General features: G+C 69.6%; 24 protein-coding genes. 12 read left to right on the top strand and 12 right to left on the bottom strand.

All coding sequences use genetic code 11. From position 1 onward, the window contains the following. Position 1: 1 nt before the first annotated feature. On the bottom strand, positions 2-961 hold the full coding sequence (locus tag LV75_RS28325) for an alpha/beta hydrolase (protein WP_253890301.1): 960 nt from the start codon (positions 959-961) through the stop codon (positions 2-4). A 96-nt stretch (positions 962-1,057) separates the two neighbouring features. Between LV75_RS28325 and LV75_RS28320 the strand changes: the two genes are divergently transcribed. After that, positions 1,058-2,449, top strand: coding sequence for an FAD-binding oxidoreductase (locus LV75_RS28320; RefSeq protein WP_253890438.1), 1,392 nt, complete (start codon positions 1,058-1,060; stop codon positions 2,447-2,449). Positions 2,450-2,570: 121 nt separating this feature from the next. Further along, positions 2,571-3,167: a hypothetical protein gene (locus tag LV75_RS28315; protein ID WP_253890299.1), complete on the top strand. Its 597-nt coding sequence runs from the start codon at positions 2,571-2,573 to the stop codon at positions 3,165-3,167. Between the two features lie 6 nt (positions 3,168-3,173). Here LV75_RS28315 and LV75_RS28310 read toward each other — a convergent pair whose 3' ends face one another. The 4 genes from LV75_RS28310 to LV75_RS28295 form a co-directional block, all read right to left on the bottom strand. Next, the gene (locus tag LV75_RS28310; RefSeq protein ID WP_253890297.1) at positions 3,174-3,836 is read right to left on the bottom strand and encodes a DedA family protein; all 663 of its coding nucleotides are present in this window, start codon (positions 3,834-3,836) and stop codon (positions 3,174-3,176) included. A gap of 64 nt (positions 3,837-3,900) precedes the next feature. Continuing rightward, complete coding sequence (locus tag LV75_RS28305; protein WP_253890295.1) at positions 3,901-4,116, bottom strand: hypothetical protein; 216 nt, start codon at positions 4,114-4,116, stop codon at positions 3,901-3,903. Between the two features lie 9 nt (positions 4,117-4,125). Beyond that, complete coding sequence (gene nagA / locus LV75_RS28300) at positions 4,126-5,265, bottom strand: N-acetylglucosamine-6-phosphate deacetylase (RefSeq protein ID WP_253890293.1); 1,140 nt, start codon at positions 5,263-5,265, stop codon at positions 4,126-4,128. 101 nt (positions 5,266-5,366) lie between these two features. Then, positions 5,367-5,981: a SigE family RNA polymerase sigma factor gene (locus tag LV75_RS28295; protein ID WP_253890291.1), complete on the bottom strand. Its 615-nt coding sequence runs from the start codon at positions 5,979-5,981 to the stop codon at positions 5,367-5,369. A 66-nt stretch (positions 5,982-6,047) separates the two neighbouring features. Here LV75_RS28295 and LV75_RS28290 point away from each other — a divergent pair, with 66 nt between their 5' ends. Continuing rightward, positions 6,048-6,335, top strand: a complete 288-nt coding sequence (locus LV75_RS28290; RefSeq protein WP_253890289.1) for a YciI family protein — start codon at positions 6,048-6,050, stop codon at positions 6,333-6,335. On the opposite strand, the gene LV75_RS28285 is transcribed toward LV75_RS28290, so the two are convergent. Together LV75_RS28285 and LV75_RS28280 are read right to left on the bottom strand one after the other, a co-directional pair. Further along, positions 6,332-6,796: a pyridoxamine 5'-phosphate oxidase family protein gene (locus tag LV75_RS28285; RefSeq protein ID WP_253890287.1), complete on the bottom strand. Its 465-nt coding sequence runs from the start codon at positions 6,794-6,796 to the stop codon at positions 6,332-6,334. The two genes, LV75_RS28290 and LV75_RS28285, sit on opposite strands and share 4 nt — an antisense overlap. Positions 6,797-6,800: 4 nt before the next feature. Continuing rightward, on the bottom strand, positions 6,801-7,724 hold the full coding sequence (locus LV75_RS28280; protein ID WP_253890285.1) for a short-chain dehydrogenase/reductase: 924 nt from the start codon (positions 7,722-7,724) through the stop codon (positions 6,801-6,803). A 171-nt stretch (positions 7,725-7,895) separates the two neighbouring features. Here LV75_RS28280 and LV75_RS28275 point away from each other — a divergent pair, with 171 nt between their 5' ends. Next, entirely contained in the window at positions 7,896-8,204 is a 309-nt protein-coding gene (locus tag LV75_RS28275) for a hypothetical protein (RefSeq protein ID WP_253890283.1), read from the top strand. Between the two features lie 4 nt (positions 8,205-8,208). Here LV75_RS28275 and LV75_RS28270 read toward each other — a convergent pair whose 3' ends face one another. Next, complete coding sequence (locus LV75_RS28270; RefSeq protein ID WP_253890281.1) at positions 8,209-9,144, bottom strand: aldo/keto reductase; 936 nt, start codon at positions 9,142-9,144, stop codon at positions 8,209-8,211. A 39-nt stretch (positions 9,145-9,183) separates the two neighbouring features. Then, on the bottom strand, positions 9,184-9,468 hold the full coding sequence (locus LV75_RS28265) for a DUF427 domain-containing protein (protein ID WP_253890279.1): 285 nt from the start codon (positions 9,466-9,468) through the stop codon (positions 9,184-9,186). An 83-nt stretch (positions 9,469-9,551) separates the two neighbouring features. Between LV75_RS28265 and fbaA the strand changes: the two genes are divergently transcribed. Next, the gene (gene fbaA / locus LV75_RS28260) at positions 9,552-10,586 is read left to right on the top strand and encodes a class II fructose-bisphosphate aldolase (protein WP_253890278.1); all 1,035 of its coding nucleotides are present in this window, start codon (positions 9,552-9,554) and stop codon (positions 10,584-10,586) included. A 60-nt stretch (positions 10,587-10,646) separates the two neighbouring features. On the opposite strand, the gene LV75_RS28255 is transcribed toward fbaA, so the two are convergent. After that, positions 10,647-11,777, bottom strand: coding sequence for a hypothetical protein (locus LV75_RS28255; protein WP_253890277.1), 1,131 nt, complete (start codon positions 11,775-11,777; stop codon positions 10,647-10,649). A 105-nt stretch (positions 11,778-11,882) separates the two neighbouring features. Between LV75_RS28255 and LV75_RS28250 the strand changes: the two genes are divergently transcribed. Further along, a complete protein-coding gene (locus tag LV75_RS28250; RefSeq protein WP_253890276.1) occupies positions 11,883-12,290 on the top strand; it encodes a DUF3151 domain-containing protein in 408 nt (135 codons plus the stop codon). Positions 12,291-12,340: 50 nt separating this feature from the next. Here LV75_RS28250 and LV75_RS28245 read toward each other — a convergent pair whose 3' ends face one another. Both LV75_RS28245 and LV75_RS28240 read right to left on the bottom strand, forming a co-directional pair. Further along, positions 12,341-12,967: an HNH endonuclease family protein gene (locus tag LV75_RS28245; protein ID WP_372504247.1), complete on the bottom strand. Its 627-nt coding sequence runs from the start codon at positions 12,965-12,967 to the stop codon at positions 12,341-12,343. Between the two features lie 1,468 nt (positions 12,968-14,435). After that, on the bottom strand, positions 14,436-15,113 hold the full coding sequence (locus LV75_RS28240) for a hypothetical protein (RefSeq protein ID WP_253890274.1): 678 nt from the start codon (positions 15,111-15,113) through the stop codon (positions 14,436-14,438). 102 nt (positions 15,114-15,215) lie between these two features. Between LV75_RS28240 and LV75_RS28235 the strand changes: the two genes are divergently transcribed. The 6 genes from LV75_RS28235 to LV75_RS28215 all read left to right on the top strand — a co-directional run bounded on the left by LV75_RS28235 (position 15,216) and on the right by LV75_RS28215 (position 20,718). Further along, positions 15,216-16,502, top strand: coding sequence for an adenylosuccinate synthase (locus LV75_RS28235; protein WP_253890272.1), 1,287 nt, complete (start codon positions 15,216-15,218; stop codon positions 16,500-16,502). Between the two features lie 358 nt (positions 16,503-16,860). Then, the gene (locus LV75_RS35960) at positions 16,861-16,938 is read left to right on the top strand and encodes a putative leader peptide (RefSeq protein ID WP_372504250.1); all 78 of its coding nucleotides are present in this window, start codon (positions 16,861-16,863) and stop codon (positions 16,936-16,938) included. A gap of 67 nt (positions 16,939-17,005) precedes the next feature. Next, on the top strand, positions 17,006-17,830 hold the full coding sequence (locus LV75_RS28230; protein WP_253890270.1) for an ABC transporter permease: 825 nt from the start codon (positions 17,006-17,008) through the stop codon (positions 17,828-17,830). Next, entirely contained in the window at positions 17,815-18,522 is a 708-nt protein-coding gene (locus LV75_RS28225) for an ABC transporter ATP-binding protein (protein WP_253890268.1), read from the top strand. The genes LV75_RS28230 and LV75_RS28225 overlap by 16 nt, the downstream gene beginning before the upstream one ends. After that, entirely contained in the window at positions 18,509-19,576 is a 1,068-nt protein-coding gene (locus tag LV75_RS28220; RefSeq protein ID WP_253890266.1) for an ABC transporter substrate-binding protein, read from the top strand. The genes LV75_RS28225 and LV75_RS28220 overlap by 14 nt, the downstream gene beginning before the upstream one ends. Further along, positions 19,573-20,718 carry an LLM class flavin-dependent oxidoreductase gene (locus LV75_RS28215; protein ID WP_253890264.1) on the top strand — a complete coding sequence of 382 codons (1,146 nt, stop codon included), beginning with the start codon at positions 19,573-19,575 and terminating at the stop codon, positions 20,716-20,718. The genes LV75_RS28220 and LV75_RS28215 overlap by 4 nt, the downstream gene beginning before the upstream one ends. Positions 20,719-20,734 lie beyond the last annotated feature (16 nt).

Genomic DNA, 20,734 nt, shown 5'->3' with positions numbered 1-20,734 from the left:
CTCAGGCGGCCAGCGGGCGGACCAGGGCCTCGCGCAGGAAGTCGCCCGCGTACCGCAACGCCAACCGGCCCTCCGGGACGATCGGGTAGAACGCCGGGAACACGTGCACCTGACCGGGCCACACCTGCAGCTCGCAGTGCGCGCCCGCCGAGGCCATCGCGGCGGCCAACCGCCGCGAGTCGGCTAAGAGGCACTCGGTGTCCCCCACCTGCACCAACGTCGCGGGCCAGCGCCGCTTCGAGCCCCGGAACACGTCCAGCGTCGGGTGGTCGACGCCCAGATCCCCCGCGTAGAGCGCGGCGACCTCGCGGGCCCGGTCCGGCGGGATGTACGGGTCGCGGCACACCGCGTCGCGCTCGTCGAGCCCGGCGCAGGTCAGGTCCAGGAACGGCGAGAACAGCAGGGCGGCACCGGGCATGGCCGTGCGCTCCCTGGTCAGCGCCGCCAGCAGGCCCGCGACCAGGTGACCGCCAGCCGAGTCGCCCGCGATGACGATCCGGTCGGCGGGGTAGCCCTGGTCGAGCAGCCAGTGGAAGGCGGCGAGCGCGTCGTCCGCCGCGGCCGGGTACGGGTGCTCCGGGGCGCGCCGGTAGTCCAGCAGCAGCACCGGCAGGCCGCTGGTCTGCGACAACGCCGCCGCGATGTGCCGGTGGGTGCGCAGCGAGCCGAACACGAACCCGCCGCCGTGCAGGTACAGCACGGCCCCGGCGCGTTCGTCGGCGGCGCGCGCGGTCAACCACAGGCCGGTGACGTCGCCGTAGCCGTGCGGCTCGGACACCGCCCGGACCCGGGTGCCGCGCGGCAGCGGGGTCAGGCCGACGGTGTCGAAGGCCTCGCGGACCACGCGCAGCTGACCGCCGCGCAGCCGCAGCCGGTCGGCCACCGGGCGGGCGCAGGTGCGCAGGTACCGCGCGAGGGCCTTGGCCTGGACGCTCGGCCCCGGGAGTTCGATCTCCCGCACGACGCACCCCCTCCCGATGTCCGCAGTGACACCCGACACATCAACTGTAGGTCAGGGGTATGACGATCGCCTACGGTGACATCCGTGCACGCCTCGGTGACATCCACGGAGTTGCTCGCCCGGCTCAGGTCCTCGGTCGACCCGGACGGGGTGATCACCGACCCCGAGGTCCTGCCGAGCTACGAGCGGGACATGATGCCGCTGGCCCCTTACGGCACCCCGCTCGCGGTAGTGCTGCCGAGGACGACTGAGCAGGTTCAGGCCGTGGTGCGGGCGTGCGCCGAGCACGGGGTGCCGATCGTCGCGCGGGGTGCGGGCAGCGGACTGTCCGGCGCGGCCAACGCCATCGAGGGCTGCGTGGTGCTGGCGACGACCCGGATGAACGCGATCCTGGAGGTCGACCCGGACAACCGGCTCGCCGTCGTCGAACCCGGCGTCATCAACCTCGACCTGCGCGGCGCGGTGGAGAAGCACGGCCTGTTCTACCCACCGGACCCCTCCAGCTACGACTGGTGCACCATCGGCGGCAACGTGGCCACCAACGCGGGTGGCCTGTGCTGCGTGAAGTACGGCGTGACCACGGACTCCGTGCTCGGCCTGCGGGTCGTGCTGGCCGACGGCGAGGTCCTCGACACCGGCCGCCGCACGGTCAAGGGCGTCGCGGGCTACGACCTGACCAAGCTGTTCGTCGGCAGCGAGGGCACCCTCGGCGTCATCACCCGGGCGACCCTGGCGCTGCGCCCGCTCCCGCAGGCCCCCGGCACCCTGGCCGCCGCGTTCGACACGACCGGGGCGGCTGGGGCGGCGGTCAGCCGGGTGGTGCGCGAGGGGATCGTGCCGTCGCTGATGGAGATCATGGACGCGACCGCCATCGCCGCCGTCGAGGCGCACCTCAAGACCGAGGTCGGCGCCGGGCGCGGCAGCGCGGCACTGCTGATCTGCCAGTCCGACTCCGGTGGCGACGCCGCGATCCGGGAGTTGGCCGCCATCGAGCGGATCTGCCTCGACGCGGGCGCCACCCTCGCGCACACCACGTTCGACCTCGCCGAGGGCGCGCTGCTGCTGACCGCCCGCCGCGCGGTGCTCACCGCCCTGGAGACCTATGGCGCGTGGCTCACCGACGACGTGTGCGTGCCGCGCACCAAGATCACCGACCTGATCGCGGGCTGCGAGCGGATCAGCGCCGAGTTCGGCCTGCGCGTCGCCGTCGTCGGGCACGCGGGCGACGGCAACATGCACCCCACGATCGTCTACGACCCGGGTTCGGCCGACGAGTTCGCCCGCGCCCAGCGCGCGTTCAACGACATCCTCGACCTCGGGCTGCGGCTCGGCGGCACGATCACCGGCGAGCACGGCGTCGGCAAGATCAAGCGCGAGTGGCTGGCCCGCGAGATCGGCCCGGTCGGCCTGCGCGCGCACCGCGCCATCAAGGCCGCGCTCGACCCGGCGAACCTGTTCAACCCGGGGTCCATGTTCGAGCTCGGCTGACCCCGCCGGACGGAATCCCGCGCACGGGTGCGCCTCACTACAGTGATCAAGACCCCGTGCCGGGGGTCACGCGATCAGGACCGACCACGGCCCGTACGGAAAGAAGTGACGGTTCAAGACGATGGACCAACTGCAATACGCCACCGCGACCGAGGTGTGCAGGCGACTCTCCGGCAGGCTCACCGACGACGTCGTCAGCGTCGTCCAGTCGCAGATCTTCGCGGGTGAGGAGGAGATGGCGCTCGCCTCGCTGCTGCTGAACCTGCAGTACGAGGGGGTCGGCATCACCGCTGAGGAGGCGGAGCTCATCCGCGCGCTGCTCGACGACCCGCACGACCCAGAACTCGCCGAGGTCGCCGTGGTGGACGCCGCTCCGACACCGGCCTACCGGTTCAGCCCCACCGGACCCGCCGACGCCCCGGACCCCGCTGGCGCCGACCGGGTCATCGCGACCGAGGCGGCCACCGCAGGCGGGCGCCGGGTGCGCCGGGCGTGGCGCGAGCCGCTGCCGGACGCCACGAACCCGGCGACCTGGGTGTACTTGGTCCAGGTCGTGCCGGGGGCGGACGAGTTGCGGACCTACAGCGCGATCAGTTCGCGGCTGTGGGTGACCCGCCAGGAGAAGTGGCCGATCGAGGTGGTGGTGGAGGGCAGGATGCTGCCCGCATACCAAGCCGCCGCGGTCACTGCCGCCCACCAGATCTGGGCGGCCGCCTAAGCCTGCCTACAGGCCCGCTGCGTTCTTCTTCTCGCGGCGGGCCTTGAGCACCTCGTAGATGATCGGCAGCACCGAGATCAGCACGATCAGCAGGATCATCGCTTCGAGGTTCTTGTGGATGAAGTCGATCTGGCCGAGGAAGTAGCCCAGCACCGTCACGCCGGTCGCCCACAGCACGCCGCCGATGGCCGAGTAGGTGAAGAACTTGCGCTGGTCCATCCGGCCGACCCCGGCGACGGCGGTGATGAAGGTGCGCACGATCGGCACGAACCGGGCGAGCACGATGGCCCGCGGGCCGTACTTCTCGAAGAAGCCGTGCGTCTTGGTGACGTGCTCGTGCTTGAACAGCTTGGAGTTCGGCTTGTTGAACAGCGCCGGACCCGCCTTGTAGCCGATGAAGTACCCGACGACGTTGCCGATGAACGCGCAGACCGTGAGCAGCAGGCAGATCACCCACAGCGGCGTGGAGATGTAGCCCTTGGCCACGAACAGCCCGGCGGTGAACAGCAGCGAGTCGCCCGGCAGGAAGAAGCCGAGCAGCAGGCCGCACTCCGCGAAGATGATCAGGCAGAGCACCGGCAGCAGGTAGGGCCCCAGGCTGCTGAGGATGACCTCGGGGTCCAGCCAGTCTGGGAGCAGGGCCTGGTTCACGGGAAGGTCGGCGCGCACCCGGTCAAGGTACAGGGCTGCTCTGTGCGGGGCCTGTGCCGGGTTTGCCTGCTCACGCAGGGTGTTAGCGGAGCAGGGTCAGGAATCCGACGAGTGAACCCGCGGCCAGTCCGAGCAGCAGCGCGAGCGCCAGCACCCACCACACCCGGGGCGGCAGGTCGTGCTCCGCCCGGGCGGTGGTGCCCAGGTCGACCGGTTCGACCGGCTCGGCGACCGGGGTGCGCGCGGCCTGCGCGCGCAAGGCGTCGGTGAGCAGGCGCTCAGGGTCGGCCGCGGTCATGCCGCGACGTTAACCCACCCAGGAGCCCCGGCGCATGACCGAGTTGACGTGCAGGCCCGCGTCCAGCAGCACCAGGTCGGCGTTGAGGCCCTTGGCGAGCTTGCCGGTCGCGTCGGCCAGCCCCAGCAGTGCGGCGGGGCGGGTCGAGGTGGCGGCGACGGCCTCCGGGACCGACAGGCCGCAGCCCTGCACGAGGTTGCGGAACGCGACGTCCATGGTGAGTGTGCTCCCCGCGAGTGAGGTCCCGCCCGCCAGTGTCGGCACGCCGTCCTTGACCACGACCTCCAGGCCACCGATGTCGTAAGACCCGTCGCCGACCCCCGCCGCCGCGATGGCGTCGGTGACCAGCACGGTCCTGCCGAGACCGGCGTGCTTGGCGGCCAGCCGGACGATGGTCGGGCTCAGGTGCACCAGGTCGCAGATCAGCTCGACGGTCACCCGTTCGTCGTCGAGCAACGCCCCGATCGGGCCGGGTTCGCGGTGGTGCAGCGGCCGCATGCCGTTGAACAGGTGGGTGGCCACCGTCGCTCCCGCGTCCACCGCGGGCATGACCTGGGCCTCGGTGGCGTCGGTGTGCCCGATCGCGGCGAGCGAACCGCCGTCGATCAGCTGGCGCACCGCGTTGACGGAGTTCTCCAGCTCGGGGGCGATGGTCACCATCCGGACCGCGCCCTTGCCCGCGTCCAGCAGCCGCTCGACGGCGTCGGCGGCCGGGGCGCGCAGGATGTTCGGGTCGTGCGCCCCGCAGCGGGCCGCGGACAGGAACGGGCCCTCCAGGTGCACACCCGCGAGCAGGCCGTCCTCGACGAGTTCGCGCAGCGCGGCGATCTGGTTGACCAGCTCCTCGACCGGGCGGGAGACCAGGCTGGCCAGCAGCGTCGTGGTGCCGTGCTTGGCGTGCGTGTCGACCGCGACCCTGGCCCTGGCCGGGTCGGTGCTCATGAACGGCTCGCCGCCGCCGCCGTGGCAGTGGATGTCGACGAACCCGGGCACCACCCAGGCGCCGCCCGCATCGACCGTCTCGTCGGCGCGCGGACGCTCACCGCTGCCGAGGGCGGAGATGTAGCCGTCTTCGACCAGCAGCCAGCCGTCGTCCACCACGCCTTCCGCGGTGACGAGCCTGCCTCCTGCGATGAGCCGTCCTGCCATTTGATGGTCCTCCGAGCGTCCGTGCACGCGACAGTGCACAGTGGCAGTGTATTGGTCTATACCGCAATGGTCTAAACCAACTTCGCCCAGTAGGAGTACGCCTACGGCGTGTTCATGATCTTCTGCAGCGCCTCCAACGCCCGGCTGGCGGTGGACTTGACCGTGCCCTTCGAGATACCGGCGGCCTCGGCGATCTCCGCCTCGGTCAGGTTCCCGTAGTAGCGCAGCACCAGCACCTCGCGCTGGCGCGGCGGCAACTGCGAAAGCGCCCGAACGACGCTCTGGTGCTCCGCGGTCAGCATGGCAAGGCTCTCGGCCGACCGCGCGTTGACCGCGTGCGGCGGTGTGTACTCCCGCGCGGTCTTGCGCCGCCGCAGCACGCTTCGCGAACCGTTGACCACGGCGGTCCGCAGGTACCCGACGGCGGCGGCCGAATCGCGCAGGCCACCCCAGTTGCGGTGCAGCCCGGTGAACGCCTCTTGCACCACGTCCTCGGCCGTCGCGGGCTCGTCTACCAGCAACAACGCCAGCCGGATCAACCGCATCCGGTGCGTTCGGTAGAGGTCCTCGAGGGTGAGCGGCGCGTCCGGCTTCGGCGGTGGCGCGCTGTTGGTGTCGATCGCCCGCAGCCGAGTCAGCGTCTGTTCGACCGTCTGCTCGGCGTTGCCTTGCCCCGCCGCCCGCGGGGCACCTGCCTGGATGTCTTCCCCTGCCACGGGCTGACCTTACCGGGCCGAGACCCGCGGGCATACCGTCCGACCTGCGCTTGCGATGATGGGGCCATGACTTGGTTCACCGTGGACACCCGCTACGTCGACGACCTCGACCGGCTCAACGCCGTCCGGCCTGCCCACCGCGACTACCTGCGGCCCATGGTCGAAGCGGGCAACGTCCTCGCGGCGGGCCCGTGGGCCGATGGCACCGGCGGTTTCGTGATCCTGCGCGCCGCCGACCGCGCCGAGTTGGACGAGTTGCTCGCGGTCGACCCTTACACGCTGGAAAACGTCGCAGCCTCCCGCGTCATCCGCGAGTGGAACGTCGTGATGGGTACCCCTGCCGCGCTCGACTAGTAGGCCCCGCCCAGCTTGCGGTGGTCCCACGAGGTCGTGTGGGTGGGCGTGAACTTCAAGCCCACCCGCTTGGCTGCTTGGCCGCGGATGAACTGAGTGGCCGCTACGGCTACCTCGGCGCTCTGGGTGTACCGCTCGGTGATGGCGCTACCGATCCGGACAATCTCGTCGACGTCGGTCACGATTTCCACGTCGCACTCGCTTAGCGCGCCGCGAAGCTCCTCATAGGACTCACCAGCCTCGACAAGCACACTCGCTTGCGGCAGTCGACGCAGGTTGGCGACCTTCTGCGAACTCTCGTAGGTCCACGAGACGAGCCCGTCGCCCTCGGGGACGAACCACATCGGCACCAGGTGCGGGCGGTTGTTGCGCCCCATCGTCGCCACGTTCGCGGTCCGCTGGTCGACCAGGAACTCGCGCACCTCGGCCGGGGTCATCTTGATCTGCTCGCGCTTGGACACGGCGCTACCTTGCCCGCACCGCCGCCGCCCCGCCAGCACCCACCGGTCGCGAGGACACCTCGGCCCCGCGCTCGGCGATGTCGGCCAGCGCCGCCCGGTCGGCCTTGGCGACCAGGTTGCCGCGCAGCCGCCCGCCGATCTCGATGATCGGCGGCAGGAACGCCCGGACGAGCTTGAGCAGCCCGACCCAGCCCGGCACGTGCACGGTCCGGTCGCGGCGCAGCACCCCGGCCTCCAGCGCGTCGAGGGCCACCGCCACCGGGTAGGTCTTGCCGATCGGGCCGGGCATGGCGGCGCGCAGCGGTCCGAAGACCGGGTGCTCGTCGGCGCCGGTGACCAGGTCGGTCGCGATCCAGGTCGGGTGGGCCACGCCGACCTTGACGCCGAGGTGGCGGACCTCGGCGCGCAGGCTGTTGGTGAACGCCTCCACGCCGGCCTTCGCGGCGGCGTAGGCGGCCATCGCCGGGGCGTGCGCGATCGCGGCCATCGAGGACACCACCAGCACGTAGCCCTTGCGCTCGATGACGTGCGGCAGGGTGACCCGGACGGTGCGCCAGACCCCCAGCAGGTCGACCTCGATCGTGCGCTCGAAGGCGGTCGGGTCGATCGAGCGGACGAAGCCCGCCGCCGCGATGCCCGCGTTGGCGATGACGATGTCGATCCCGCCGAAGCGCTCGACGGCGCCGTCGGTCGCGGCCTGCAGCGCGGCCCAGTCGGTGACGTCGGCCTCGAACACCGCGGCGTCCGGTCCGCAGTCGGCGGCGACCTCGGCCAACTCCGCAGGCTCCAGCCCGACCAGGGCGACCTTGGCGCCCCTGGCCGCGAACCGGCGGGCGAGGCCCGCACCGAAACCGCGGGCAGCGCCGGTGATCAGGATGACCTTCCCGGCGACGTCGTGCTCGCGGGCCAGCAGGTTCGTCACGCCCATGAGGTGCCTCCAAGCAACGGTGGTTACCGGACGGTACCCCAACTTACCGCGAGTAAGCTACCGCGAGTAACACATATTTCGGTCCACCCGGTAACCCCCGACCGGGGTCCGTCGATGTGATGGGCGCCAGCCACGCTCCGTGGTTGACCCATGACGTAGATCGGAGACCGGGTGTCCGTGGAGTTGGTTGTGACCGCGCTGCTGGCCGGAGCCGCTGCGAGCACGACGACGACCACAACCGCGGCGGCGGACGCCTACGCCGCGCTGACCGCCCAGACCCGGCGGGTGCTGCGCCGCCGGGCCGAGGACGAGGTGGTCGACGCCGAGGTCGCCGAGGACGTGCACGTGCCGGAACAACGCGCCGACCTCACCGCCACCCTCGCGGCGGCGGGCGCGGGCGATGACCCGGAAGTCCTCGCCCACGCCCGCCACCTGCTCGCCGTGCTGGGGTACCGATCGGCGCTGGAGCCCGCCGACTAGCCCGCTAGTCCGCTGCGCTCGTCAGCTTCGCCACCTCGTCGTCGGACAGCTTGAGGTCGACCGACGGGAGAAGGTCGGCCAACTGCTCCGGGGTGCGCGCGCTCGCGATAGGCGCAACGACGTTCGGCTGCGCGGTCAGCCAAGCCAGCGCGACCGCCGCCGCAGTGGTCGCGTGCGTTGCCGCAACCTCGTCCAAGACAGACAGAACGCGGCGGCCTCGATCATCGAGGTAAGCGGATGCCGCACCCGCACGCGGGCTGTCGACGGTAGAGCTACCGTCGCGGTACTTGCCGGTGAGGAACCCGCGCGCTAGCGACCAGTACGGCAGCACGCTCAAGTTCTCCTTGGCGGCCAAGGCGGCGTACTCGTTCTCGTAGCCCGCGCGCTCGATCAGGCTGTAGTGCGGCTGGATCGCCACGTAGCGCGCCAGTCCCTCGCGGTCGGAGATCGCCAGCGACTCCTCGATCCGCTTAGCGGAGAGGTTCGATGCGGCGATGTGCCGGACCTTGCCCTCGCGCACAAGTGCGTCGAAGGCGGTGAGGGTCTCCTCGATAGGCGTGTTCTCGTCGTCGTAGTGCGCGTAGTACAGGTCGATCCGGTCGGTGCCCAGTCGCTTGAGGGAGCCTTCCGCGGCGGCCTTGACGTTCGCCGCGGAAAGCCCCTTGAACCCCTCGAGCGCCGACAACTTCGTCGCCACCACGAACTCGTCGCGCTTGCCCCGCGCGGCAAGCCACTCGCCGATGATCGTCTCCGACTCGCCGCCGGAGTTGCCCGGCGCCCACTGCGAGTACATGTCCGCGGTGTCGACGAAGTTGCCGCCCGCCGCGGCGAACGCGTCCAAAACAGCGAATGAGGCTGCCTTGTCCGCGGTCCACCCGAACACGTTCGTGCCCAGGTTGAGCGGGTAGACCTCTAGTTCTGTCGTGCCGATTCGCGTCATGCGGCGAACCTACCGCGATCGGGTTCGCCAGTCAGCGAACTAAGCGGTGACCTCGACGCCCTTCCAGAAGGCGACCCGGCCCTTGATCTGCGCCGCCTCCGGCTTCGGCTCGGCGTAGAACCAGACCGCGTCCGGGTTGTCCGCGCCGTTGACGTGCAGCGTGTAGTAGTTCGCGATGCCCTTCCAGCCGCATTCGGTCGTCGTCTCCGACGGGCGGAGGAAGTGCTGGTGCACCGACTCGTAGGGGAAGTAGTGGTTGTCTTCGACGACAACCGTGTCGTCACTCTCGGCGATGACCTCGCCGTTCCAGGTAGCCGTAGCCATGGCACCAGTCTGCCCAACACCGGGGGCGGGCGCTGCTCGTAGGATGCGCCAGAACGGCGCAGGCCACCCCGAGGAGGAGCACGATGCCCATCGCCACACCCGAGGTCTACGCGGAGATGCTGGACCGGGCCAAGGCGAACGAGTTCGCTTACCCCGCCATCAACGTGACCTCGTCGGAGACCTTGAACGCCGCGCTGCGCGGGTTCGCCGAGGCCGAGAGCGACGGGATCATCCAGGTCTCGACCGGCGGCGCGGAGTTCGCCTCCGGCACCAAGGTCAAGGACATGGTCACCGGCGCGGTCTCGCTCGCCGAGTTCGCCCACGTCGTCGCCGCCAAGTACCCGGTGAACGTCGCGCTGCACACCGACCACTGCCCCAAGGACAAGCTCGACGGGTTCGTCCGCCCGCTCATCGCGATCAGCCAGGAGCGCGTCAACGCCGGTGGCAACCCGCTGTTCCAGTCGCACATGTGGGACGGGTCCGCGGTGCCGCTGGAGGAGAACCTGCAGATCGCCGCCGAGCTGCTGGAGAAGGCGGCCGCCGCGCGGATCGTGCTGGAGATCGAGGTCGGCGTGGTGGGCGGCGAGGAGGACGGTGTCGCCAACGAGATCAACGACAAGCTCTACACCTCCGCCGAGGACTACCTCAAGACCGTCGACGCGCTCGGTGTCGGCGAGAAGGGGCGCTACCTGCTGGCGGCCACCTTCGGCAACGTGCACGGGGTCTACAAGCCGGGCAACGTCAAGCTGCGCCCGGAGATCCTCAAGCAGGGCCAGGACGTCGTCGCGCAGAAGCTCGGCCTCGGCGCCGACGCCAAGCCGTTCGACCTGGTCTTCCACGGCGGCTCCGGCTCTCTGCTGGAGGAGATCCACGAGGCGCTGACCTACGGCGTCATCAAGATGAACATCGACACCGACACGCAGTACGCGTTCACCCGCCCGATCGCCGCGCACATGTTCGCCAACTACGACGGCGTGCTCAAGGTCGACGGCGAGGTGGGCAACAAGAAGGTTTACGACCCGCGCAGCTACCTCAAGGCGGCTGAGCAGGCGATGGCCGCGCGCATCACGCAGGCGTGCGAGCACCTGAAGTCCGCGGGCCGGATGATCGCCGGCTAGTCCGGTTCTGACACAGCGAAGGCCCTCTCCTCGTCCTGGGAGAGGGCCTTCTTGCTGTCCTTAAGCGTTGAGTCTCTGCGCGATAGGACGACCTGCCGCCCACAGCGCTGCCACGCCCACGAGCGCGATAGGTGCCGACCACCAAGCGGTCGGGGGTGCGTCCAGCAGTTGCTCTTGCACGAAGAGGGCGCCGTAGCCGAGCGCGGTCACGGCGAGCGCGCCTACGGCGGCTTCGGCGAGATGCGGCAGGTTTGACCGGCGTACAAGGTCAACGGCAAGGCCAACGAAGACCAGGTAGAACGGCACCGTCGACGGCGGGAAGTCACCTGCGACGAGCAGTGGCCAGATCGCCGCGCGATAGAGGACGTAGATGCCTGCGACCGCAGTGGCTGTCCAAGCCTTACCGATCGTCTTCGCGGCCACAGCGAGAACCAGCGCCGCCACACCGATCCCCCACAACGGGTAGACCCAAGAAGGGATCGGTAGCGCGAAATGCTCGATCGCCGTGTAGTCCACCGGCCGACCGATCTGCTGCGCGGCGAACTCCAGCAACTCCCGCTCGGCGTAGCAACTGTTCGCGTCCAGCACGCCGTTGGGCATGCAGGACGTCATCTCCAGCGTCCCGTACTCCTGCTGGCCGTTCGGGAACAGCGTGTTCTCCAGGAAGAACACCCACAGCGACCCCAGCACCAGCGTCCACCCCGGGCCCCGCGGCCCGGCCGCGACCCAGCCGTCGATGAGGCCCGCGATCATCAAGGCGGTCCCCAGGTACAGCAGCGCGTGCGACGGGCTCCACGCGGTCAGGTCCAGCCCGTTCACCCGGTGGTTGATCACGTCGAGCGGCGCGGCGATGAGGAACACCGCGAGGCCGGACTGCACCACCCGCTGCGACCTGCGGGTCGCCGCCATGCCGGTGAAGGTGTGGATCGCGACCAGCACGACCGCGATCCCGGTCCCCAGCGTGTTGATCAGGTGCGGCGGCGCCAAGTCGTCGCGCAGGAACTTGAAGTGCCAGGACTCGTCCCAAGAGGACCCGAGCAGCTTGAACAACAGCGCCAGCAGCCAGGTGCGGTACGCGAAGTGCCACACCCACTCCGGCGTCTCCCGCCCGGCGGCACCCCTGGTCCAGTGCAGCCGGAAGAACGCCTTGAACTGCGCGACCGGTCCGCCGATCTCCACACCCTGTCTCACCGGGCCATGATGACCCCGTACACCCGCAGGCAGGAACCCCGGGTGTCCGATTCGGCGTCAGGTAGTCACCCGATCACGCACCGTCCGGTACGGCAGGATGGCGGGATGCACGGAAACCTCCTCGGCCCCGAGCCGACCCTGCTGCCCGACCGCGCCGAAGCACAGGCCGCGCTGGACGGCGGCGACCCGGTCGAGGTCGCCACCCGCTGGCCGGACTTCAGCGAGGCCTGGGCGGCCCTGGCCGAGCGCTCGCTCGCCGCCGACGAGCCCATCGCCGCCTACGCCTACGCCCGCACCGGCTACCACCGCGGCCTGGACCAACTGCGCCGATCCGGCTGGAAGGGCTTCGGCCCGGTCCCGTGGTCGCACCGCCCCAACCAGGGCTTCCTGCGCGCCCTGGCCGCCCTCGCCAAGGCCGCCAAGGCCATCGACGACACCGAGGAGTACGAGCGCTGCTCCACCTTCCTCGCCGACTCCGACCCAGCCGCCCCCGCTCAACTGGGCCTGGTCTAGACCCGGACAGGGCCGGGGGCGGTCACTGCCCCCGGCCCTACTCCGCTTGTTCAGCAGCGGTCGAGCATGCTCAGCAGTGCGGACTTCTCCGAAGAGTTGACGCTGAGGCTGTAGGTGTACTTCACGCGGGTCCACATCTTCGCGTAAGTGCACCAGTAGCCGGTGGCGGGCGGCTTCCATGCCTCCGGGCTCTTGTCGCCCTTGGACTGGTTGACGTTGTCGGTCACTGCGATCAACTGCGGGTGGCTCAGATCATTGGCAAACTGCTGCCTCTTAGTGGTCGTCCACCCAGAAGCCCCAGACCGCCACGCAGCGGCCAACGGCACAACGTGGTCAATATCCACATCAGACGCCGCAGACCAGGTAGCACCGTCGTAAGGGCTGTACCAACTACCCGACGTCGCCTGGCACGAAGAGTTGGTGCCTACGCCACTGCCATCACGCTTAAGCACAGTCTCTCGCGTGTCACAGGTACCCGAGATAATCACCCAATGCGGAAACTTGTCCCGCGAATACCCCGTCATCGACCCATCCGCCCGCACCGTCAACCCAGCGAGCTCGGAACGAGCCGTGGCCTCGCTGGGAATCCCCGGCGGTGTAGCGCCCGCGGGCATGGCCAGCGCGAACACAGCTATCAGCGCGGCGAGGACTGCCCCCGCGCGAGTCTTGGTCAACATCGTTTCCTCCGGTCGGCAGGGAATGAGGACCGCCCCTCACCGTGGTCCGGGCAGATGGCGCTTGCCACTCCTGTGGGTGACGGGGTGACAACGGACTGTGGAAGAGGGGGTGTTGCGGGCACTTGCCGTTGAACAGGGGGTGCTTGACCTCCTTCTGTGGTCGGTTATCCACAAGGGGGTGGGTTGTGCACAGGCGTCCCTTGTGGCAGCGGGATTGTCTTTGCGCGGCGGTAGGCTGTAAATCGGGGGCTTTTGATTTAGTTGATCATTCGTGGGGGCGGTTGTTGGGGTTGGTTGTCCACAACGTGTTCTGCTGTCCGCAGGTGCTATTTGCAGGTTCCGGTCTGGTGGGCCTCCTCGGTAGGCTGTGCATTCGGGGGCTCAAGGTGCGGATGATCTTGCGGGAGCGTTCGGCGGTGGGTGGTTGTCCACAACGGCTCTGGTTGCCCACAGGCCGCGGTCGCTGCTGCTGTTTTGTCGGGCTTGCTCGGTAGGCTGTGCATTGGGGGCTCTTGCGGCGGATGATCTTGCGGATTCCGTTGTGGGTGCTGGGTTTGTCCACAACGGGCTCATTTGTCCACAGGCTGCTGCTCGGTGCTCCCGGTTTGTCGGTGCTGCGCGGTAAGCTGTGTATTTGGGGGCTTTCGATCAGGTTGATCTTGACGTAGGCCGTTGCTGGGAGTGCGGGGCAAGGGATTCGGGCCTCCGCCTTCGGCTCCGGGAAACGCCTCGTCGCCTGGCGGCAACATCGGGCCCGATCCGCGACAATGCGACGAGCTCGATGGGGCGAACTTGTTTTGCGTGGGGCCCCTACGACACCCGTGGCAGGACCGCAAAGCAGGGGCCGAAAAGACTGGCCCTGTCCGCTACCGACGCTACGGGTGCCGTCCCCCCACGCAAAACAAGTCCGCCCCATCGAGCAGTTGGCACCAGCGACTCCGACTGTCCAGGCGCTGGGTAAGTGGGCTGGGGCGGACCTGACGGCAGTCAAGTTGGCACCGCCGGGTCCGAGTGTCCAGGCGCTGCGTAAGTGGGCTGGGGCGGACCTGACCGGGGTGGGGTGGCACCGGCGGGTCCGAGTGTCCAGTGGCTAGCACTGTGGGATGGGGCGAACCTGACGGCAACCGGGATGGCACCGGCGACTCCGAGGAGCGTGGGGCTGGCCAGGTGGGTTAGGGCGGACCTGACGGAGGCTGGGCTGGCGCCTTTGGCGTTGCTGCCAGGGCGGAAGGCGGGCCTGGTGTGAGGGCGGCGCCGCTGATTCCGGGGACTGCTGGCTGGCGAGGGTGAAGGGGCCAGCATCCCGGCACCCCGACGGGTCTCGGATCACTGGAGTTGGGGCGCGGCGGCCAGGCTGAGGCGAGGGTTCCGGGGAGTTCGGGCGAGGCGGCCATGTAGTCAGTAGCTCGCGAAGGCACGCCGAGGGACAGGCTGGGTGCTCAGAGAGTCAAGGGCGGTGCACGGTGGGTCACACGAGGCCTCGGGCGATGCGGAGGTCTTCGGTGTGGCGGTACCAGGTCCATTTGGCCACGTCCTTCGGCACTCCGTCGCGGGTCAGCAGGGTGCGGACGCAGCCGATTTGGAAGGCTCGGCTGGTCAGGGTGGTCACCTTCTTGCCGAAGAGGCCGGTGGTGACCCGGACGACCAGGCCGGGGCCGCCGTCGGGGTCGGGGGTCACGTCGATGCGCTTGGCGCGGCCGCGTAGGGCGACGGTGTCGTCGCAGTAGGCGACGCCTTGGGGTTGGTCGATTGTGGCTTGTCCTACCAGGACGCCACCGGAGTCGTCGCGGATCAGGGGGAAGGGGTCGATCTCGCCCGCCAGGGCGGTGTTCACCTGGGCGGCCTGATCGCGTGGCAGGCCCCAGAGGGCGGGGATCGCGGAGGCGCGCGGGTCGGTGGGGACGAACCCGATCGGGGTGGTGGCGAGGCGGTCCAGGCGCATTACTCGGAGCACCACGGCGGCCAGGTCGGCGTCGGTGCCCACGACCACCACGCGGGCGCCGTCAGTGGCTTTGAGCAGCGCGTCCAGGTCCGCACGGCCGGGTGTCGCGGGCACCGGCCGCCAGGTGGTGCCGTCACGCTCGGTGAGCGCGGGCGGGCGGCCGGTGTCGGCCGCGTTTCCGCAGGCCAGCACGAGTGCGCTCACTTCTGTCTCCTGGTCTAGTCTCAGTCACCGGCATTCCCCCGAGGCAGCACGGGTACGGGTGTCCACAGGGTTTCTCCACACTGCCAACACCTGGAGTTTCACATGCCGGCAATCGTGCTGATCGGCGCCCAGTGGGGCGACGAGGGCAAGGGCAAGGCGACCGACCTGCTCGGCGACCGCGTTCAGTGGATCGTGCGGTACCAGGGCGGGAACAACGCGGGCCACACCGTGGTGCTGCCCGACGGCCAGAAGTTCGCGCTGCACCTGATCCCCTCGGGCATCCTCAGCCCCGCCGTCACCAACGTCATCGGCAACGGCGTCGTCGTCGACCCCGGTGTGCTGCTCACCGAGCTCTCCGGCCTCGAGGAGCGCGGCGTGGACACCTCCCGCCTGCTGATCTCCGCCGACGCGCACCTGATCATGCCCTACCACGTGGCCATCGATAAGGTCACCGAGCGCTACCTGGGCAAGGCCAAGATCGGCACCACCGGTCGCGGCATCGGCCCGGCCTACCAGGACAAGGTCGCCCGCGTCGGGGTGCGCGTGCAGGACCTGCTGGACGAGAAGATCCTGCGGCAGAAGGTCGAGGCGGCGCTGGACGTCAAGAACCAGATGCTCGTCAAGATCTACAACCGCAAGGCGCTCGACGCCAACCAGGTGGTCGACGAGGTGCTGACCACGGCGGAGCGGTTCGGCCACCGCATCGCCGACACCCGGCTGCTGCTCAACCAGGCCCTCGAGCGCGGCGAGACGGTGCTGCTGGAGGGCTCGCAGGGCACCCTGCTCGACGTCGACCACGGCACCTACCCGTTCGTCACCTCGTCCAACCCGACCTCGGGCGGGGCGTGCGCTGGCTCTGGCATCGGCCCCACCCGGATCACCAGCGTGATCGGCATCCTCAAGGCCTACACCACCCGGGTCGGCTCCGGCCCGTTCCCGACCGAGCTCACCGACGACATGGGCGAGCGGCTGCGCAAGGTCGGCGGCGAGATCGGGGTCACCACCAAGCGCCTGCGCCGCACCGGCTGGTTCGACGCGGTGATCGCCAGGTACGCGGCCAGGGTCAACGGCATCACCGACTACTTCCTCACCAAGCTCGACGTGCTCTCCGGCCTGGACACCGTCCCGGTCTGCGTCGGCTACGAGGTCGACGGCCGCCGGGTCGACGACATGCCGATGACCCAGACCGACGTGCACCACGCCGTCCCGGTCTACGAGGAGCTGCCCGGCTGGTGGGAGGACATCACCCACTGCCGCACCTTCGACGAGCTGCCCGCCAACGCGCGCGCCTACGTCGAGCGCCTGGAGGAGCTTTCCGGCGCCCGCGTCTCCGCCGTCGGTGTCGGCCCCGGCCGCGACCAGACCATCGTCCGGCACGAGCTCGCCTGATCCGCACCGCACCGACCCCCGGATCAACGACGCTCCGGGGGTCTCGCACTAAGTCAGCACCACCTCCTCGACCGCTCCGGGACCGCCGCCCGCGACCCTGTTCCAGGATGTCCGCCGCGCTGCCCGGCAACCAGTCACACCCGCCGCCTGTGGACCGCTCCGCCCGTTGTGGACAACCGCGGGGTGTGGACAAGTGCGCATTTAATTTCAGCCTGAAAGTAATAGTGGCGCCACCGCCACCCCGCCCGCCTGGCAGAACCGGCGGCTTTCCGCACCATTCTGGTGCGCCTTTCCATGATTCGGGACGCGCTGTCCGGACGTTGACTTGACCCCCGGCCTGCTCCAAGACTCATGAGCTATGAACGGCGGCGAATCCCTGGTGCACCGCCTGCACGTCGACCTGCGGCGGCAGGCCAGCGCGATCTGTTCGGCCTGACGAGTTCGCCACCGAGCACTCCAGCGCGCCGCCCCGTGCGCGTCCCCACTCCCACCGGGAGACACCCGTGTCTGTCTCGACCCTGGGCGCCCCCGCGCGTGCGGATTCGGCCCAGCAACCCCCACCCGAACGGAAACCCCGCCGGAAACTGCCCGACCTGCGGCGCTGGATCAGCCCGCTGGCGATCGTGGCGCTGTGGCAGATCGCCTGCGAGACCGGGCTCCTGCCGCCGGACAAGTTGAGCTCGCCGTGGACCGTGCTCCAGGCCGGGATCGAGCTCGCGGGCACCGGTGAGCTCGGTGACGCGTTCGTCGTCTCCACCACCCGCGTCGGCATCGGCTTCGCCATCGGCGCGGCGATCGGCGTGCTCCTCGGGATCGTGGCCGGGCTGTCGCGGTGGGGCAACTACCTGGTGGACCCGCCGGTGCAGATGCTGCGGACGCTGCCGTTCCTCGGCCTGATCCCGCTGTTCATCCTCTGGTTCGGCATCGGCGAGGAACCAAAGATCGCCTTGGTCGCGCTCGGTGTCGCCTTCCCGCTCTACCTCAACGTCTACGCGGGCATCCGCAACGTCGACAGTCACCTGATCGAGGCGACGACCGCGCTCGGTTACACCCGCTCCGAGCGCCTCTTCCACGTCGTGCTGCCTTCCGCGCTGCCCAACACGCTGGTCGGCCTGCGTCAATCGCTCGGCGTCGCCTGGCTGTCGCTGATCGTCGGCGAGCAGGTCAACGCCAGCAGCGGGCTCGGTTACCTGATCAACAACGCCCGGGAGTTCCTGCGCACCGACGTCATCGTCGTCGGTCTGGTCGTCTACGCCGCGCTCGGCCTGGCGACCGACGCGATCGTGCGCCTGGTGGAGAGGAGGGCGCTGCGATGGCGAGCGGCCTGACCGTCGAGGTGCGCGGCCTGACCAAGAAGTTCGGCGACCGCACCGTGTTGCACGAACTGGACCTCGACATCGCGCCCGGCGAGTTCGTGGCGCTGCTGGGCCGCAGCGGTTCTGGCAAGTCGACGCTGCTGAAGGTGTTGGCCGGGCTGGACACCGACGTCAACGGTTCGGCCACTGTGGACGGAAAGGTGTCCGTCGCGTTCCAGCAGCCCCGGTTGCTGCCCTGGCGGCGCGTGTGGCGCAACGTGGTGCTGGGCCTGCACCCGGTCGTCGGTCGGGATGTCGCGATCAAGGCGCTGACCGAGGTCCGGCTGGCCGACCACGCCGACGCCTGGCCGCGCACCCTGTCCGGCGGCGAGGCGCAGCGCGTGTCACTGGCCCGCGCGCTGGTCCGCGAACCGAACCTGCTGCTGCTCGACGAGCCGTTCGGCGCGCTGGACGCGCTGACCCGGCTCGCCATGCACCGCTTGGTGGAAGCCCTGTGGCAGCAGCACGAACCGGCCGTCCTGCTGGTGACCCACGACGTCGACGAGGCGCTGCTGCTCGCCGACCGCGTGCTGGTCCTCGACGAGGGCCGCATCGCCAGCGAGTACGTCCTCGGCCACCCGCGGCCGAGGGAGCTTTCCGACCACATCGATGTCCGCGCGAAGGTGCTGGCTGACCTGGGAGTGACCGAACGTGCGAGTGCGTAACCTGATCCCCTTAGCCGTGGCGGCGTTGGCCCTCACGGCGTGCGGTGGGACCGACACCCCGGCCGCGTCGGCGCCCGTGCCCGAGTCCGTCAGCGCCGCCGACCTCGCCAAGGTGACCTTGAAGGTCGGCGACCAGAAGGGCGGGCAGAAGTCCTACCTCGAGGCAGCGGGCTTGCTCAAGGACCTGCCGTACAAGATCGAGTGGTCCACGTTCACCAGCGGACCGCCCCTGCTGGAGGCCGCGTCCGCGGGTGCGATCGACATCGGCTCGGTCGGCAACACGCCGCCGCTGTTCGCCGCGGCCGCCAACGCCAAGATCGCTGTTGTCTCGGCGCAGAAGGGCGATGTCAGCAGCGACACCCTGCTCGTGCCGGAGAGCTCGCCTTTGCGCAGCATCGAAGAACTGCGCGGTAAGACAATCGGCGTTGCTAAGGGCAGTTCTGCGCACGGCGTGGTGCTTAGCATCCTGAACCGCGCCAAGCTCGCGCCTACGGATGTCACCCTCAGCTTCCTGCAGCCTGCGGACGCCTACGCGGCGTTCACCCAGAACAAGCTCGACGCGTGGGCGGTCTGGGACCCTTACACAACGCAGGCGTTGCGTGAGGCCAAGGCGCGCGTGCTTATCGACGGCACTGGCACGATCGGTGGCGGCAAGCCGGACACCGAAGCGGGACCAGACGCACTCACCAACGGCTACGGGTTCCTCGTCGCAGGCAGGGCTTCCCTCACGGACGCGGGCAAGAACGCGGCGCTGCGGGACTACGTCATCCGCTATGCCAAGGCGCTCAACTACGCCAAGACGCACGCCGACGAGCGCGCCACCGCTTGGGCCAAGGACACCGGTCTTAAGCCCGAGATCGCCCTAGAGGCTTCCCGTCGCGGTCTGGACCGGCCGATCAGGATCGACGACAAGGTCATCGCCGACGAGCAGCAGCTCGCCGATGCCTTTATCGAAGCCAAGATCTTGCCGACCAAGTTCAAGTTCGCCGACTTCGTCGACAACCGGTTCGCGGCCGACGTCGCTGCGGTCGCTGAGTCTGGAGCCCAGAAATGAGCATCACCCTCCATTGGTTCCTCCCCACCTCCGGCGACGGCCGCAACGTGGTGGAGCGGTTCCACGCGAACCGCGCCGAGAACTCCGCGCGTCGTGCCCCCGATATCGACTACCTAGCGCAGGTCGCGCGCGCCGCGGAGCAGTTGGGCTTCACTGGCGTGCTTACCCCTACCGGCACCTTCTGCGAGGACGCCTGGCTGGTTACCGCTGCCCTCATCCGGGAGACCAAGACCCTGAAGTTCCTGGTCGCGTTCCGGCCCGGGGTGATCTCGCCGACGCTGGCAGCGCAGATGGCTTCCACCTACCAACGCGTCTCGCGGGGCAGGCTGCTGCTCAACGTCGTCACCGGCGGCGACGCGGTCGAGCAAGAGCGCTTCGGCGACTTCCACGACCACGACAGCCGCTACGTCCGCACCGACGAGTTCCTCAGCATCGTGCGCGGCGCTTGGTCCGGTGAGCCGTACTCCTTCGACGGCGAGCACCTCAAGGTCGTCGGCGCCACCACCCTGGCCCCGCCGGACCCGGTGCCGGACGTCTACTTCGGCGGGTCGTCCGACGCCGCGCTCCCCGTGGCCGCCCGGCACGCCGACGTGTACCTGACCTGGGGCGAACCGCCGTCCCAGGTCGCCGACAAGATCGCCAGGGTCCGGGCGCTCGCCGAAGCGGAAGGCCGCGCACCCCGGTTCGGCATCCGGCTGCACACGATCTCCCGCGACACCTCCGAGGCCGCGTGGGCCGAGGCGCAGCGGCTGCTCGACGCGCTCGACCCGGCGCAGGTCGCCGAGGCCCAGGCCCAGTTGGGGCGCAGCCAGTCGGTCGGGCAGCAGCGGATGCTGGAGCTGCACAAGGGCGCGCTGGACAAGGGCGTGCGCGGTCTAGAGGTGTACCCGAACCTGTGGGCGGGAGTTGGCCTTGTCCGCGGCGGGGCAGGGACAGCGCTCGTCGGTAGCCACGCCGAGGTCGCCGACCTGATCGAGGAGTACCACAGCATCGGCATCACCGAGTTCGTCCTCTCCGGGTACCCGCATCTGGAGGAGGCGTACTGGTTCGGCGAGGGCGTGCGTCCTGAGCTGGCGCGGCGCGGCCTGCTGGCAGGGCAGGAGCCCGCACCGCCGTCGACACTCAGGATCGCGGCTTCCTAGTGAGTAGGGCCAGCCG

Origin of the sequence: Actinokineospora diospyrosa (genome assembly GCF_024171925.1) — a bacterium.
GTDB classification, from domain to species: Bacteria; Actinomycetota; Actinomycetes; order Mycobacteriales; family Pseudonocardiaceae; genus Actinokineospora; species Actinokineospora diospyrosa.
Note: the sequence above shows the minus strand (reverse complement) of the source record. Positions and strands in the feature narration are given on the sequence as shown.